The 15,545-nt window shown below is 62.7% G+C and carries 13 protein-coding genes; 11 read left to right on the top strand and 2 right to left on the bottom strand.

The genetic code is table 11. The annotated features are described in order from the left end of the window. Window positions 1-12: 12 nt before the first annotated feature. Window positions 13-519 carry a type VI secretion system lipoprotein TssJ gene (gene tssJ / locus AB4O09_RS01575; protein ID WP_003206918.1) on the bottom strand — a complete coding sequence of 169 codons (507 nt, stop codon included), beginning with the start codon at window positions 517-519 and terminating at the stop codon, window positions 13-15. Between the two features lie 68 nt (window positions 520-587). After that, window positions 588-2,138 (bottom strand): type VI secretion system-associated FHA domain protein TagH, encoded by a 1,551-nt coding sequence (gene tagH / locus AB4O09_RS01570; protein ID WP_053163632.1) that lies wholly within the window; start codon window positions 2,136-2,138, stop codon window positions 588-590. Between the two features lie 414 nt (window positions 2,139-2,552). Here tagH and tssA point away from each other — a divergent pair, with 414 nt between their 5' ends. The 11 genes from tssA to AB4O09_RS01515 all read left to right on the top strand — a co-directional run bounded on the left by tssA (window position 2,553) and on the right by AB4O09_RS01515 (window position 15,538). Further along, window positions 2,553-3,590 (top strand): type VI secretion system protein TssA, encoded by a 1,038-nt coding sequence (gene tssA, locus AB4O09_RS01565; RefSeq protein WP_003206922.1) that lies wholly within the window; start codon window positions 2,553-2,555, stop codon window positions 3,588-3,590. An 81-nt stretch (window positions 3,591-3,671) separates the two neighbouring features. Then, window positions 3,672-4,178: a type VI secretion system contractile sheath small subunit gene (gene tssB, locus AB4O09_RS01560; protein ID WP_003206923.1), complete on the top strand. Its 507-nt coding sequence runs from the start codon at window positions 3,672-3,674 to the stop codon at window positions 4,176-4,178. A gap of 2 nt (window positions 4,179-4,180) precedes the next feature. Further along, window positions 4,181-5,677: a type VI secretion system contractile sheath large subunit gene (gene tssC / locus AB4O09_RS01555; RefSeq protein WP_003206925.1), complete on the top strand. Its 1,497-nt coding sequence runs from the start codon at window positions 4,181-4,183 to the stop codon at window positions 5,675-5,677. A gap of 220 nt (window positions 5,678-5,897) precedes the next feature. Continuing rightward, window positions 5,898-6,386: an Hcp family type VI secretion system effector gene (locus AB4O09_RS01550; protein ID WP_003206927.1), complete on the top strand. Its 489-nt coding sequence runs from the start codon at window positions 5,898-5,900 to the stop codon at window positions 6,384-6,386. An 81-nt stretch (window positions 6,387-6,467) separates the two neighbouring features. Next, window positions 6,468-6,923, top strand: coding sequence for a type VI secretion system amidase effector protein Tae4 (locus tag AB4O09_RS01545; RefSeq protein ID WP_013694574.1), 456 nt, complete (start codon window positions 6,468-6,470; stop codon window positions 6,921-6,923). Continuing rightward, window positions 6,920-7,369 carry a hypothetical protein gene (locus tag AB4O09_RS01540; RefSeq protein WP_003206930.1) on the top strand — a complete coding sequence of 150 codons (450 nt, stop codon included), beginning with the start codon at window positions 6,920-6,922 and terminating at the stop codon, window positions 7,367-7,369. Before AB4O09_RS01545 ends, AB4O09_RS01540 begins: the two co-directional genes overlap by 4 nt. Then, the gene (gene tssE, locus AB4O09_RS01535) at window positions 7,363-7,875 is read left to right on the top strand and encodes a type VI secretion system baseplate subunit TssE (RefSeq protein ID WP_003206934.1); all 513 of its coding nucleotides are present in this window, start codon (window positions 7,363-7,365) and stop codon (window positions 7,873-7,875) included. Before AB4O09_RS01540 ends, tssE begins: the two co-directional genes overlap by 7 nt. After that, complete coding sequence (tssF, locus tag AB4O09_RS01530) at window positions 7,872-9,731, top strand: type VI secretion system baseplate subunit TssF (RefSeq protein WP_003206936.1); 1,860 nt, start codon at window positions 7,872-7,874, stop codon at window positions 9,729-9,731. Before tssE ends, tssF begins: the two co-directional genes overlap by 4 nt. Further along, window positions 9,695-10,747 (top strand): type VI secretion system baseplate subunit TssG, encoded by a 1,053-nt coding sequence (tssG, locus tag AB4O09_RS01525; RefSeq protein ID WP_003206938.1) that lies wholly within the window; start codon window positions 9,695-9,697, stop codon window positions 10,745-10,747. Before tssF ends, tssG begins: the two co-directional genes overlap by 37 nt. Beyond that, complete coding sequence (gene tssH, locus AB4O09_RS01520; RefSeq protein WP_003206940.1) at window positions 10,740-13,430, top strand: type VI secretion system ATPase TssH; 2,691 nt, start codon at window positions 10,740-10,742, stop codon at window positions 13,428-13,430. The genes tssG and tssH overlap by 8 nt, the downstream gene beginning before the upstream one ends. 170 nt (window positions 13,431-13,600) lie before the next feature. After that, window positions 13,601-15,538: a type VI secretion system Vgr family protein gene (locus AB4O09_RS01515; protein WP_003206941.1), complete on the top strand. Its 1,938-nt coding sequence runs from the start codon at window positions 13,601-13,603 to the stop codon at window positions 15,536-15,538. Window positions 15,539-15,545 lie beyond the last annotated feature (7 nt).

The raw sequence follows: 15,545 nt of genomic DNA, 5'->3' as shown, positions 1-15,545 counted from the left end.
GGCTCCGATTGCTTATTGGGCAGGGCTGGATGGGGGGACGACGACGGCGCTGCGCACGGCGCGCACATCGAGGCTGATCTGGTATTCGGTGTATTCGCGCGCCGGGACGTTCATCACCGTGCGCCACAGCGACTGGTCCAGCTCGCGATAGCCCACCAGTATTCCGATATGCCGCGTGGCCGGGTCGAGGTCGCGTTGCAGGCTCAGTTGCTGGCCGGGCTGGATCAGCACCTCGTCCTGGTCGATCAGGTCGGCGCCCAGCGTTGCCTGGGCCCGTTCGGCGAGGGCGAAATAATCGGCACGGCCGAAGGTCGCGGCATTTTTCAGTTCGAAAATGCGCACCCGGACCGGGGCCGGCTGGCCGGTGGCGCCGGGGTTGAGGCCGGCAATGGCGTGAAAGTGCAGCTCGATGGCGGCGGTGTCGGCCTCAGCTTCTTCGGGCTGGGGGTTGGCCGCATCCTTGGCGCACGCCGTCAGCAGAAGCACGGTGGCGACTGCGAGTAAAAACCTGGGAATCATCCTGCGTCCTCAATGACGTTTGAGCTATCCGTTGTGTGCCGATCAATCTTGTTATGGGACGACGCCGCTTAGCGGCGTCGCTGTCGCGTACTGTGTTCTTCGTAGGCGCGGCTGAACTCGCGACCGAACAGGTCCTGGAAATCCTCCTGGGCTTCCCGGGAAATGTTGCTGTAGAGCTCGGTAAACTGCTGCCAGTACTGGGCCTGTCGCGAGCCGCTGAAAATACCCGAGAGCCCACCGGGCTTGGCCATGCGCTCTTCCAGTTGCGCCGGCTCGAAACGCCCCAGCAAATGCTTGATGGCCGCTTCCACGCCGGCCATCACCGCCAGTTGGTGGGCCCGCAAGTCATCGAAACTGTCACGCACCGCCGCGTCCGGGGCCATGAACGCCTGGTTGCCGTGGCGCAACAGCAACAGCAAGGCTTCATCCACATTGGGGGCGAATTTCAGCGGGTTGTTTTCCACCGGCTGGATCATCGTCTGCTGGATGCGGAACTCACCCTTGAGGCTGCTGCGGGCGCGCAAGACATCGATCAGGCCTTCGACCATCAACCGGTAACTGCGCCCGATGCTTTCCATCTGTGCTTCGGCGTTGGCCTTGTCCAGGCGCAACTGATCGAGCCCGGCACCGCGCAGGAAGGCTTGCAGCAAATCGGGTTGGTTGGCCTCGATCGGGGTAACTGGAGCGACCGGAGCAACTGGAGCGACCGAAGCAACTGGAGCAACTGGAGCAACTGGAGCAACTGGAGGTGCGACCGGGGGCTCGACGCGGGTGACCGACGCTTCGGGCACGGGTGCCGGCGGCGGTGCGCTGATTTCAGCAAAAATGTCGACGAGCGGGGCCTGCGGGACAGGCGACGCGACCGGCTCAACCACAGGTGGTAGCGGCACCGGCTGCGGGGCCACGGGCTGCGGGGATACCGCCACCGGAACCGGCTTATCGCTGAAGGGATCCCAGTCATCCGGAATCACCGAGGCAGACGGCGGTATCACCGGCTCCACCACGGGCGGTGGGCTCGGCCGGGGAATTGGCGTCGGCGGGCGGAAGTTGTGCTGCTCGGCCGGCACATGGTCAGGCTGGGTGGCCGGCGGGACACTGGCTGGGGTCAAGAAATCGAACAGGTCCGGCAGGGTATCCATGGCCGACCCGCCCTGGAAATGCGCAGGCGGAGCCGCTTGGATCGGCGATGGCGTATGAAGCGGCGACGGCGTATGCACCGCTGCGCCCTGGCGCCCCATCAAGGCCTCGAAACTGCTGGGCGATTCGGCAAACGGGTTGCTGTCGGTGACCGGCAGGCTGAAATCGACGCGCGCCTGGATCTCATAATCACCGATGCGGATCACTTCGCCGTCTTGCAGGGGTTCGCTGTTGCCCTTGCGCAGGCGAACACCGGCCTTGACCAATTCCACACCATTAGTACTGTTATCAGTTAAATAATAACGCCCGTCTTTGTATTGGATAACGCAATGTTTGCCGGAAACCAGGCGCTCAGGGTCCGGCAATACCCAGTCATTATCGGAATTACGGCCAATTGCCATCACCCCCTGATCCATGGACTTTTCAGAACACTGGCCTGGGGTGATCTTGTGATAACTAGTGATAGTCAAACACAGCGGCATCTTGCCTCCTTGCTGAATACTTCGCGCGCGGGCGGGAGTGAGGGTTCAGGCCCTGACTACCCGCCGGCAACCTTTGCCAACAGCCGTGAAACGGCTTTTTGCCAGCATGATTGCTGATCATAACCGGCTTGCGTGACAAAAACCCCACGTCAGTTGCCGCTTCGACCGATGGGTCGGGCAGGCTGTTAAGCCCATCACAACTGTTACAGAGGGGATACATTGGTGAAATAGCTTACCTTGACAAGCGATAAGTACTACACCAAAAATGCACAACTTCTTGAATATACATGATGGCACTTTAAGATCAGTGCAAGTCTAAAGGGCCATTACCGTCAAGGAACATGTGAGTTTCATCCGAAACTTGCGTGTGAACTGCCCGACTTTCTTCAGCGGGTGATAGGGAGATCGATCCAAGTGGATGTGCCTTTGTTGCTCGCCGCCGTTTCCGCGACTTCGCCGTGTGGTGAAGATTTGGAATATGACGCGGATTTCTTGCGCCTGGAACGCGACTCCCGGGGCCAGCCCGAACGCAGCATGGGCGATTCGATCCTGCCTGCCGAACCTCCTGAGTGGCGCAGCATCCAGCAGCAGAGCCTGGACTTGCTGCAACGCAGCAAAGACCTGCGCATCACCCATTTCCTGTTGCAAAGCTCCCTGGCCCTCGAAGGCCTGCCGGGCATGGCCCGTGTGCTGACGCTGATCAGCGAACTGCTCAAGCAGTACTGGGCCGAGTTGCATCCGCGCCTGGACGCCGAGGACGACAACGACCCCACCGTGCGCATCAATGCCCTCGCCGGCCTGACGTCCGACATCACCATTCGCTTGCTGCGCGAGAGCATCCTGGCCCGCTCGCGGACCTTCGGTGCCGTCAGCCTGCGCGCCGCCGCCAACGCCAGCGGCCTGCAAAGTTTCCCGGATGAAAACCTCGGCGCCGAACAGCTCGCCGGGGCCCTGCTCGACAGCGACCCCGAGCAGTTGGAAATCACCCGTGCCGCCCTGCTGGAAGCCCGCAGCGCCGCCGAAGCCATCGAGCAGCAAGTCAGCGACCAGGTCGGTTCCGCCCAAGGCGTGGACCTTGGCCCGCTGAAGCAACCGCTGAAGATGGCCCTGCAGATTCTCGGCCAGTTCGCCCCGCAGAGCGGCGACAGCGCCCTGTCCGATCCCGTCAGCGACGACAGCGCCGCGCCAACGGAATATGCCAGCGCGCCAAGCACGCCGCGCAACACCAGCACGAGCACCGTCAGCGGCGAAATCAACAACCGCGACGACGTGCTGCGCAGCCTGGACCGGATTCTCGCTTACTACACCCGTCATGAGCCCTCCAGCCCGCTGCCGGTGCTGTTGAACCGGGCCAAGAATCTGGTGCACGCCGACTTCGCGGCCATTGTGCGCAACCTGATTCCCGACGGCATGAGTCAATTTGAAAACCTGCGCGGCCCAGACAGCGAATAAAAAGCGAACGGATCACGCAGTCACGTCACCGGTACCCCCGATGACGCCAACACCGTCGCTCAAGCGACCAGGAGCAGCAACGTGGCGAAGCAAAGTTCTCAGAAATTCATCGCGCGCAACCGCGCGCCTCGAGTGCAGATCGAGTACGACGTCGAGCTCTACGGCGCCGAGAAGAAGGTCCAGTTGCCCTTCGTCATGGGCGTGATGGCCGACCTCGCCGGCAAGCCCGCCGAGCCTCTGGCAGCGGTGGCTGATCGCAAGTTCCTCGAGATCGACGTCGATAACTTCGACTCGCGCCTCAAGGCCATGCAGCCGCGCGTGGCGTTCCATGTGCCTAACGAACTGACCGGCGAAGGCAACCTGAGCCTGGACCTGACGTTCGAAAGCATGGACGACTTCAGCCCGGCGGCCGTGGCCCGCAAGGTCGACTCGCTGAACAAGCTGCTCGAAGCGCGCACCCAGTTGGCCAACCTGCTGACCTACATGGACGGCAAGACCGGCGCCGAAGAAATCATCATGAAGGCGATCAAGGACCCAGCGCTGTTGCAGGCCCTGGCGAGCGCGCCGAAGCCAGCACAGGACCAATGATCATGACTGACAATACAGCTCGCGAAGGCGTGCAAAACCTGGGCGCAACCGAAGAAACCAGCGAGTTCGCGTCCCTGCTGCTGCAAGAATTCAAACCCAAGACCGAGCGCGCCCGCGAAGCCGTCGAAACGGCCGTACGCACCCTGGCCGAACAGGCCCTGGCGCAGACCGACCTGGTGTCCAACGACGCCATCAAGTCGATCGAATCGATCATCGCCGCCATCGACGCCAAGCTCACCGCCCAGGTCAACCAGGTCATCCACCACCCCGACTTCCAGCAACTGGAAAGCGCCTGGCGTGGCCTGCACTACCTGGTCAACAACACCGAGTCCGATGAGCAGCTCAAGATCCGCGTGCTCAACATCTCCAAGACCGACCTGCACAAGACCCTGAAGAAATTCAAGGGCACCGCGTGGGACCAGAGCCCGATCTTCAAGAAGATGTACGAAGAAGAATACGGCCAGTTCGGCGGCGAGCCTTACGGCTGCCTGGTAGGCGACTACTACTTCGACCAGTCGCCACCGGATGTCGAGCTGCTGGGCGAACTGTCGAAAGTCTGCGCGGCCATGCACTCCCCGTTCATCGCTGCGGCATCGCCGACCGTGATGGGCATGGGCTCGTGGCAGGAACTGTCGAACCCGCGCGACCTGACCAAGATCTTCACCACCCCGGAATACGCCGGCTGGCGCTCGCTGCGTGAATCGGAAGACTCGCGCTACATCGGCCTGACCATGCCACGCTTCCTGGCGCGCCTGCCGTACGGCGCCAAGACCGACCCGGTGGAAGCCTTCGCCTTCGAAGAAAACACCGACGGTGCCGACAGCTCCAAGTACACCTGGGCCAACGCCGCCTACGCGATGGCGGTGAACATCAACCGTTCGTTCAAACACTTCGGCTGGTGCTCGCGCATCCGTGGCGTGGAGTCCGGCGGTGAAGTGGAAAACCTGCCAGCCCACACCTTCCCGACCGACGACGGTGGCGTGGACATGAAGTGCCCAACCGAAATCGCCATCTCGGACCGCCGTGAAGCGGAGCTGGCGAAGAACGGTTTCATGCCGCTGCTGCACAAGAAAAACACCGACTTCGCCGCGTTCATCGGCGCCCAGTCGCTGCAGAAACCGGCCGAATACGACGACCCGGACGCCACCGCCAACGCCAACCTGGCCGCGCGCCTGCCGTACCTGTTCGCCACTTGCCGTTTCGCCCATTACCTCAAGTGCATCGTGCGCGACAAGATCGGTTCCTTCAAAGAGAAGGACGAGATGCAGCGCTGGTTGCAGGACTGGATCCTCAACTACGTCGACGGTGACCCGGCGCACTCCACCGAGACCACCAAGGCCCAGCACCCGCTGGCTGCAGCCGAAGTGATCGTCGAAGAAGTCGAAGGCAACCCGGGGTACTACAACTCCAAGTTCTACCTGCGCCCGCACTACCAGCTCGAAGGGCTGACCGTGTCGTTGCGCCTGGTATCGAAACTGCCTTCGGCCAAGGGCGCATAAAGATTTACTGAACGGTGCAAGGCCAATGTGGGAGCGAGCTTGCTCGCGATGGCGGTGGATCAGTTGTCATGCGTATGTCTGACACTGCGCTATCGCGAGCAAGCTCGCTCCCACAGGCGATCTTCAGTGGCTTGGAGATCATCGGAACCGTTCGGCACGTGTAATTTCGCAAGGTCAGCGTCAACCAAACAATGTGGTAGAGACCACACAGGGAGAAAACATGGCTGTTGATATTTTCATCAAGATTGGCGACATCAAGGGCGAGTCCATGGACAAGGCCCACAAGGACGAGATCGATGTCCTGAACTGGAGCTGGGGCATGTCCCAGTCCGGCAACATGCACGTGGGCAGCGGCGGTGGTGCGGGCAAGGTCAACGTCCAGGACCTGTCCCTGACCAAGTACGTCGACAAGGCGTCGCCGAACCTGATGATGCACTGCGCCAGCGGCAAGCACATCGACAAGGTCAAGCTGACCGTGCGCAAGGCCGGCGGTGAAAGCCAGGTCGAGTACATGATCATCAACCTGGAAGAAGTGCTGGTCACTTCCCTGAGCACCGGCGGCTCGGGCGGCGATGATCGCCTGACTGAAAACGTCACCCTGAACTTCGCCAAGGTGCTGGTGGACTACCAGCCACAGAAAGCCGACGGCACCAAGGAAGGCGGTCCGGTCAAGTTCGGCTGGAACATCCGTCAGAACGTCAAGGTGTAATCGAACACGCCCCCGGTGCCACGCGCCGGGGGTGTTTGGTGCTTGCTCGAATCCAATTCTTTCCCACGTGGTATCTGAGTCATGGCCAAGCCTTCGTTTATCAATTTGTGGAAAGCCTATTCCGATTTGCTGGTGACCTATCCCGACGCGAAACCTTGCGACGGTCCTTGGGCAAACCAATGCGCGATTCGCATGAGCATCACGCTCAACACCGAGCTGACCGTCAAAGTCAACAAGTCCACCTATACCGAACCCAAGTGCGTCCATGGGCATGCACGAGGGGCCGAGTCATTGGCAAATTGGCTGTGGAAACATCATCTGGGTCGCCCGTTGATCCTCGGCGGAACTGCCGCGGACCGACGCAAGCTGCAAGACAAGACTGGCCTGATTTTCTTCAAGGATTGTTTCCAGCAAGTGGGAGAGGCCTCGGAAGGTCGCACCGGCGATCATATCGACCTCTGGAACCGTGGCCTAACCCTCGGGTATGACGATCCGGCCTATCGATCCCGAGCGATCTGGTTCTGGGAGCTCGTATGATCAAGACTCACTGCGCGATATGGGTGGTCTGCCTGTTGACCAGCCTGACCGCCTGTGCGCAACAGCAATCCCCGTCGACAACGGCCTCCGTAGCGGTGGAGCAGGTCGTCTCGATGGGCGGACAAACTTTGAGGCTGGAAAACGACCAGGCGCGCTGCGCGCTGCGCAAGCCCGACCAGACCCTGATGCCACTCGACTTGGCTTGGCCCTGCCAGTTCACGGTCGATCGACAGGGCAAACCTCACGTCGAGACCTTCGGTAAGGTGCCCATTGTCATCGTTGTCCATGTATCTGCTGGCCCCCATAACAATCAGGAATGTCGCTCCGAATACCGCGCCGTGCGCCAGATCAATGGGCAGCTCGAGCCCTCGGTTATCGCGCGCAACGCCAGTTGCATGCGCGGCACAGGTGACCAGAAGAATTACACGGGCCTTTTCACTTGGTAACCGAAATCGCCACCCGCGATCGCCTTCAACCGTCCCTGCTGGACCGGTTGACCGACGACGATCCGACCAACCCGAAGGAAAGCGCCGACAAGCGCGTGCTCTCCCTGACCCAATTAAAAGCCTCGGTGCTGCGTGACCTGGCGTGGCTGCTCAACACCACCTCATTGCTCAGCGCCGATGCCACGTTGCATACCCCGGCGGGCACGTCGGTGGTGAATTTCGGGCTGCCGGCACTGGCCGGCAACAGCGCGTCGAACGTCGATGTCTCGGCCCTGGAAACCTTGATCCACCAGGCCATTGCCACCTTCGAACCGCGAATCCTGCGCCACACCCTGCGAGTGCGCGCCCGAGCGACGGCCGAGATGAACCACAATGCGTTGAGTTTCGAGATCGAAGGCGATCTCTGGGCGCAGCCGGTGCCGCTGCGCCTGATGCTGCAAACCGACCTGGACCTGGAAACCGGCCATGTGCGCGTGGTCAACGCCGACCAGCGGAGACGCTCATGAATCCACGCCTGCTGGAACTGTACAACCAGGAACTGCACCACGTGCGCGAAAGCGCGGCGGAGTTCGCCAAGGAATACCCGAAGATCGCCAGTCGGCTGACGTTGTCCGGCATGGACTGCGCCGACCCGTATGTCGAGCGCCTGCTGGAAGGCTTCGCCTACCTGACGGCACGGGTGCAGCTCAAGCTCGACGCCGAGTACCCGACCTTCACCCACAACCTGCTGGAAATCGCCTACCCGCATTACCTGGCGCCGACGCCGTCGATGACGGTGGTGCAATTGCAGGCCGACCCGGACGAAGGCTCGCTGAGCAGTGGTTTCCCGCTGCCGCGCGATACGGTCCTGCGTGCCGCCCTGGGGCGTGAAACCCAGACCTGCTGCGAGTACCGCACCGCCCACGCGGTGACGTTGTGGCCGTTGCAGGTCAGCCAGGCCGAGTACTTCGGCAACCCGTCCGCCGTGCTCGGGCGCCTGGCCGCCAGCGAACCGAAAGCCAAGGCCGGCCTGCGCCTGACCCTGCGCACCGGCGCCGAACTGCCGTTCAACAGCCTGGCCCTGGACAACCTGCCGCTGTACTTGAGCGGTGCCGACGAACAGCCCTTCCGCCTCTACGAACAACTGCTGGGCAATGCCTGCGCGGTGTTCGCCCGCAAGCCCGGCGGCGACTGGGTGGAGCGGCTGCCGCAGGATGCGTTGCGCTCGCGCGGCTTCGACGATGCCGACGCCGCGCTGCCGGTGGTGCCGCGGGCCTTCCAGGGCTATCGCCTGTTGCAGGAATATTTCGCCCTGCCCCACCGTTTCCTGTTCGTCGACTTCACCCAGCTGAGCCGCGCGGTCAAGCGTTGCGACGGCCAGGAGCTGGAGCTGATCGTGCTGTTCGACCGTCACGATCCGAGCCTGGAAGGCAGCGTCGGCGCTTCGCAGTTCCTGCCGTTCTGCACCCCGGCCATCAACCTGTTTCCCAAGCGCCTGGACCGCATTCACTTGTCGGATCGGGTCAACGAACACCACGTGATCGCCGACCGTACCCGGCCGATGGATTTCGAAGTGCATTCGCTGAACGGCCTCACCGGCCACGGCACCGGGCCGGAGCAACCGTTCCTGCCGTTCTACGCCGTACGCGATCCGTCCCGTTATGGCCGCGACCAGGCCTATTACACCGTGCGGCGCGAACCGCGCGTGCTGTCCAGCGACCAGCGACGCAACGGCCCGCGCTCGACCTACATCGGCAGCGAGACCTTCGTCAGCCTGGTGGACAGCCAGCAAGCGCCCTATCGCCACGACCTGCGCCAACTGGGCGTGACCGCACTGTGCACCAACCGCGACCTGCCGCTGTTCATGAGCGTGGGCAACGGCAAGACCGACTTCACCCTCGCCGACAGTGCGCCGGTTGGCGCCGTGCGCTGCGTGGCCGGACCCAGTCGCCCACGGGCCAGCCATGCCCACGACGCCAAGGCCTGGCGGCTGATCAGCCAGTTGTCGCTGAACTACTTGTCGTTGAGCGAACAAGGCCAAGGCGCAGCCGCCCTGCGTGAACTGCTGCGCCTGTACGGCGACAGCAACGACGCGGCGCTGCAGTTGCAGATCGAAGGCCTGCGCGAAGTCAGCAGCAAAGCCTGCACCCGGCGCTTGCCGATGCCTGGCCCGATCGTGTTTGGTCGCGGCCTGGAGATCACCCTGGAATTCGATGAAAACGCGTTTCGCGGCACCGGGGTGTTCCTGCTCGGCGCGGTGTTCGAGCGCTTCCTGGCACGCTACGTGTCGATCAACAGTTTTACCGAGACGGTGATCCGTACCACCGAACGCGGCGAGATCATGCGATGGAAAGCCAAGCCCGGACGTCGTCCGACCCTGTGAGTACCCTGGAAGCGATGCACCAGGAACCCTGGGAATACGATTTCTTCCAGGCGTTGCGGCGCATCGAGTGCGAATCCCCCGAGCTGCCGCGCCTGGGCCATTCCCTGCGCCTGGCCGACGACCCGCTGCGCCTCGGGCAACGGGCCGAATGCACCTTCGCCCCGGCCACCCTTGCCTCGGTGCAACCGGGCAGCGACGGTGCGCCGGCACGCCTGGAGCAATTTTTCTTCGGCCTCGGCGGACCCAACGGCCCGATGCCGCTGCACATCACCGAATACGTGCGCGAACGCCAGCGCAACAACGCCGACAGCACCAGCAAGCGCTTCCTCGATGTGTTTCACCATCGCCTGCTCAGCCTGTTTTATCGGGCCTGGGCCGAAGCGCGGCCGACGGTCAGCCACGATCGCCCGGACGATGACTATTGGTCGGCGCGCCTGGCGGCACTGAGCGGTCGGGGCATGCCCAGCCTGCTCAACCAGGGGTTGATTCCCGACACGGCGAAGCTGCACTACAGCGGCCACCTGGCAGCGCAAACCCGCTACCCGGACGGTTTGAAGGCAATCCTCGGCGAGTACTTCGGCCTTCCGGTGGAGATCGAAGAATACGTCGGCCAATGGCTGGAACTGCCCGAACGCAGCCGCGTCGGGGTCAGCGCTCATCAATTGGGCGTGGACTTCTGCCTGGGCCGCTTCGTGTGGGATCGCCAGCACAAATTCCGCATTCGCCTGGGGCCACTCAAGCTCGTTGACTACATGGGCATGCTGCCTGGCAGCCAACCGTTCAACGAGCTGGTGGCCTGGGTCGCCGAATACCTGGGCCATGAACTGGACTGGGACCTGAACCTGGTCCTGGAACAGCCCGAAGTCCCGGCATTGCAACTCAATGGGCGTTTCCGCCTGGGTTTCAATACCTGGCTGGGCCGCCCCGAAACAGATGCCAACGATTTAATACTGGCCCGGCATTACGCCGAACAGGCCAACACCTCACAGACCTCAAGGAGCCATGAGCATGGGTGAAATCAGTCGCGCCGCGTTGTTCGGCAAACTCAACAGCGTGGCCTACAAAGCCATCGAAGCCGCCACCGTGTTCTGCAAGTTGCGCGGTAACCCTTATGTGGAACTGGCCCACTGGTTTCACCAGTTGCTGCAACTGCAGGACTCGGACCTGCACCGCATCATCCGCCAGTTCAACATCGAACCGGCGCGCCTGGCCCGTGACCTGACCGAAGCCCTGGATCGCCTGCCACGGGGTTCGACGTCCATCACCGACCTGTCGTCCCACGTCGAAGAAGCCGTGGAACGCGGCTGGGTCTACGGCAGCCTGATGTTCGGCGAAAGCCAGGTTCGCACCGGTTACCTGGTGCTGGGCATTCTCAAGACCCCGAGCCTGCGCCACGCACTGCTGGGCTTGTCGTCGGAGTTCGACAAGGTCAAGGTCGAAGCCCTGAGCGAACGGTTTGACGAATACGTCGGCGACTCGCCGGAAAACGCCCTGACCGCCAGCGACGGCTTCAATGCCGGCGCGGTGCCGGGCGAAGCCAGCGGCGCCATGGCCCCTAGCGCCATGGGCAAGCAGGAAGCCCTCAAGCGCTTTACCGTCGACCTCACCGAGCAGGCCCGCAGCGGCAAGCTCGACCCGATCGTCGGCCGTGACGAAGAGATCCGCCAACTGGTGGACATCCTCATGCGCCGCCGGCAGAACAACCCGATCCTTACCGGTGAAGCCGGCGTGGGCAAGACCGCCGTGGTCGAAGGCTTCGCCCTGCGCATCGTCGCCGGCGACGTGCCGCCGGCCCTCAAGGACGTGGAACTGCGCAGCCTCGACGTGGGCCTGTTGCAGGCCGGCGCCAGCATGAAAGGCGAGTTCGAACAGCGCCTGCGCCAGGTCATCGAAGACGTCCAGGCCTCGCCCAAGCCGATCATCCTGTTCATCGACGAAGCCCACACCCTGGTCGGTGCCGGTGGCGCCGCCGGCACGGGCGACGCGGCCAACCTGCTCAAGCCGGCGTTGGCCCGTGGCACCTTGCGCACCGTGGCCGCCACGACCTGGGCCGAGTACAAGAAGCACATCGAAAAAGACCCGGCCCTGACCCGCCGTTTCCAAGTGGTGCAAGTGGCCGAGCCGTCGGAAGACAAGGCCCTGCTGATGATGCGCGGCGTGGCCTCGACCATGGAAAAACACCACCAGGTGCAGATCCTCGACGAAGCCCTGGAAGCTTCGGTCAAGCTGTCCCACCGCTACATTCCCGCGCGCCAGTTGCCGGACAAATCCGTGAGCCTGCTGGACACCGCCTGCGCCCGCGTCGCCATCAGCCTGCACGCCGTACCGGCCGAAGTGGACGACAGCCGTCGGCGCATCGAAGCGCTGGAAACCGAGTTGCAAATCATCGCCCGTGAACACGCGATTGGCGTGGTCATCGGCAACCGCCAGACCCAGAGCGAAACCCTGCTGAGCGCCGAGCGCGAACGCCTGGCCGAGCTGGAAGGCCGCTGGGCCGAAGAGAAAACCCTGGTGGACGAACTGCTCGCCACCCGCGCCACCTTGCGCGAACGCGTTGGCGTGGTGGACAGCGAAGACAACAGCGAAGCTTCTGACAACGAAAGCCACCAACTGCGCGAGAAGCTGGTGGACCTGCAACAGCGCCTGACCGCCCTGCAAGGCGAAACCCCGCTGATCCTGCCGACCGTGGATTACCAGGCCGTGGCCTCGGTGGTCGCCGACTGGACCGGTATCCCGGTGGGCCGCATGGCCCGCAACGAACTGGAAACCGTGCTCAACCTCGACCAGCACCTGAAGAAACGCATCATCGGCCAGGACCATGCCTTGCAGATGATTGCCAAGCGCATCCAGACCTCCCGCGCCGGCCTCGACAACCCGAGCAAGCCGATTGGTGTGTTCATGCTCGCCGGCACCTCCGGCGTGGGCAAGACCGAAACCGCCCTGGCCCTGGCCGAAGCCATGTACGGCGGCGAGCAGAACGTCATCACTATCAACATGAGCGAGTTCCAGGAAGCCCACACCGTATCGACCCTCAAGGGTGCGCCACCGGGCTACATCGGCTATGGCGAAGGCGGCGTGCTGACCGAAGCCGTGCGGCGCAAACCGTACAGCGTGGTGTTGCTGGACGAGGTCGAGAAGGCCCACCCGGACGTGCATGAGATCTTCTTCCAGGTGTTCGACAAAGGCGTGATGGAGGACGGTGAAGGCCGGGTGATCGACTTCAAGAACACCTTGATCCTGCTGACCACCAACGCCGGCACCGAGTTGATTGCCCAGGTCTGCAAAGACCCGCAGAACGTGCCCGAGCCGGAAGAAATCGCCAAGGCCCTGCGCCAACCGCTGCTGGAGATTTTCCCGCCAGCCTTGCTGGGCCGCCTGGTGACGATCCCGTACTACCCGCTCAGCGACGAGATGCTCAAGGCCATCACCCGCCTGCAACTCAACCGCATCAAGAAGCGCGTGGAAAGCACCCACAAAGTCGCCTTCGACTACGACGACGCGGTGATCGACCTGATCGTCTCGCGTTGCACCGAAACCGAAAGCGGCGGGCGCATGATCGACACCATCCTGACCAACAGCCTGCTGCCGGACATGAGCCGCGAGTTCCTGACCCGCATGCTCGAAGGCAAGGCTTTGGCCGGGGTGCGGATCAGCGCCGTGGACAATGAATTGCAGTACGATTTCAGCGACGCGGCCTGACCCGAAGGAGCACCGCATAACCCTGTGGGAGCGAGCTTGCTCGCGAATGCAATCTGTCAGTGCCATTGATGTTGCCTGACACACCGCCTTCGCGAGCAAGCTCGCTCCCACAGTTGTTCCGGTGTCGTCAGGCAATCAGCGGCGCAGCCATTACAACGATGAGATGACCGATGTTATTCAACCAAGCCTCACGCCTGGCCAAGATCACCAGCCCCCTGGGACCTGAGGTACTGCTGCTCAAGGACATGGGCGGCGGCGAAGAACTGGGGCGGCTGTTCAACTATGAGTTGCAGCTGCACTCGCTGGATAACGCCATCGACCTCAATCAGGTGCTCGGCAAGCCCATGTGCGTGAGCCTGCAACTCGATGGCGGTGGCGAGCGTTATTTCCATGGCATCGTGGCCCGTTTCAGCCAGAACGTCGACCAGGGCCAGTTCGCCAGTTACCAGGCCACCCTGCGCCCGTGGTTTTGGCTGCTGACCCGTACCTCCGATTGCCGGATTTTCCAGAACCTCACCATCCCGCAGATCATCAAGCAGGTGTTCCGCGACTTGGGCTTTTCCGATTTCGAAGACGCCCTGAGCCGGCCTTATCGCGAGTGGGAATACTGCGTGCAGTATCGCGAGACCAGTTTCGACTTCGTCAGCCGCTTGATGGAGCAGGAAGGGATCTACTACTTCTTCCGCCATGAGCAAGGTCGACATGTGCTGGTGCTGGCCGACGCTTATGGAGCCCACACCACGGCGCCCGGCTACGGCTCGGTGCCCTACTACCCCAAGAACGAGCAGCAGCGCGAGCGTGACCACATACACGACTGGCACCTGGCCCAGGAAGTCCAGCCCGGCTCGCTGGAGCTCAACGACTACGACTTCCAACGCCCCAGCGCACGCATCGACGTACGCTCGGCCATGCCCCGCCCACACACTGCCGGCGACTATCCCCTGTACGACTACCCTGGCACCTACGTGCAGAGCCAGGACGGCGAACACTACGCCCGCACCCGCATCGAAGCCTTGCAGACCCAGCACGAACAGGTCGAACTGGCCGGCAACGCCCGCGGCTTGGGTTCGGGGCACCTGTTCAGCCTCACCGGCTTCAGCCGCCAGGACCAGAACCGCGAATACCTGATCGTCGGCGCCCGCTACTACCTCTCCCAGGAAAGCGGCGAAACCGGCGGCGGCGCGCCGACAGCACAGTTCGAAAGCAGCCTGACCTGCATCGACGCCCAGCAAAGCTATCGGCCGCTGCCCATCACCCATCGCCCTATCGTCAAGGGCCCGCAGACTGCCTTAGTGGTGGGTCCCAAGGGCGAGGAAATCTGGACCGATCAGTTCGGCCGAGTGAAGGTGCACTTCTATTGGGATCGGCACGACCAGTCCAACGAAAACAGCTCGTGCTGGATTCGCGTGTCGCAGGCATGGGCCGGGAAAAACTGGGGCTCGATGCAGATCCCGCGCATTGGCCAGGAAGTGATCGTCAGTTTCCTCGAAGGCGACCCGGATCGGCCGATCATCACCGGTCGCGTCTACAATGCCGAACAGACCGTGCCCTATGACTTGCCCGCCAATGCCACCCAGAGCGGGATGAAAAGCCGTTCGAGCAAGGGCGGCACGCCGGCGAATTTCAACGAAATCCGCATGGAAGACAAGAAAGGCGCCGAGCAACTGTACATCCACGCCGAGCGTAACCAGGACATCGTGGTCGAGGTGGATGAAAGCCACTCGGTGGGCCACGACCGCAACAAGAGCATCGGCCACAACGAGACGGTGACCATCGGCAACAACCGCCTGCGCATCGTCAAGCAGGAGGACATCCTCTCCGTCGGCCAGCGCAAGACCGACAGCATCAGCCAGAGCTACGTGATTGAAGTGGGCGAAAACCTGCGCCTGGTGTGCGGCGAAAGCATCCTGGAGCTCAACGCCAGCGGCCAGATCAACCTGACCGGCGTACAGATCAGCTTCTACGCCAGCGGCGATGCCGAGTTCAACACCGGCGGCGTGCTGCACCTGAACAACGGCGGCGGCCCCGGAGCAACGCCGGACGGCCAGGGCGTCAAGGGCAGCATCGATGCCAACATCCAAGCCGCGTTCCCTGCACCCAAGGGCTAACCTCGAG

It is taken from the genome of Pseudomonas sp. H1_F01 (assembly GCF_054681425.1).
This window is presented reverse-complemented; position numbering and strand designations above follow the sequence as displayed.

What these genes read in the sequence shown, in the direction of transcription:
- tssJ (WP_003206918.1), bottom strand. Translation starts at nt 519, where the DNA reads ATGATTCCCAGGTTTTTACTCGCAGTCGCCACCGTGCTTCTGCTGACG.
- tagH (WP_053163632.1), bottom strand. Translation starts at nt 2,138, where the DNA reads ATGCCGCTGTGTTTGACTATCACTAGTTATCACAAGATCACCCCAGGC.
- tssC (WP_003206925.1), top strand. Translation starts at nt 4,181, where the DNA reads ATGACTGACAATACAGCTCGCGAAGGCGTGCAAAACCTGGGCGCAACC.
- AB4O09_RS01550 (WP_003206927.1), top strand. Translation starts at nt 5,898, where the DNA reads ATGGCTGTTGATATTTTCATCAAGATTGGCGACATCAAGGGCGAGTCC.
- AB4O09_RS01545 (WP_013694574.1), top strand. Translation starts at nt 6,468, where the DNA reads ATGGCCAAGCCTTCGTTTATCAATTTGTGGAAAGCCTATTCCGATTTG.
- AB4O09_RS01540 (WP_003206930.1), top strand. Translation starts at nt 6,920, where the DNA reads ATGATCAAGACTCACTGCGCGATATGGGTGGTCTGCCTGTTGACCAGC.
- tssF (WP_003206936.1), top strand. Translation starts at nt 7,872, where the DNA reads ATGAATCCACGCCTGCTGGAACTGTACAACCAGGAACTGCACCACGTG.
- tssG (WP_003206938.1), top strand. Translation starts at nt 9,695, where the DNA reads ATGGAAAGCCAAGCCCGGACGTCGTCCGACCCTGTGAGTACCCTGGAA.
- tssH (WP_003206940.1), top strand. Translation starts at nt 10,740, where the DNA reads ATGGGTGAAATCAGTCGCGCCGCGTTGTTCGGCAAACTCAACAGCGTG.
- AB4O09_RS01515 (WP_003206941.1), top strand. Translation starts at nt 13,601, where the DNA reads ATGTTATTCAACCAAGCCTCACGCCTGGCCAAGATCACCAGCCCCCTG.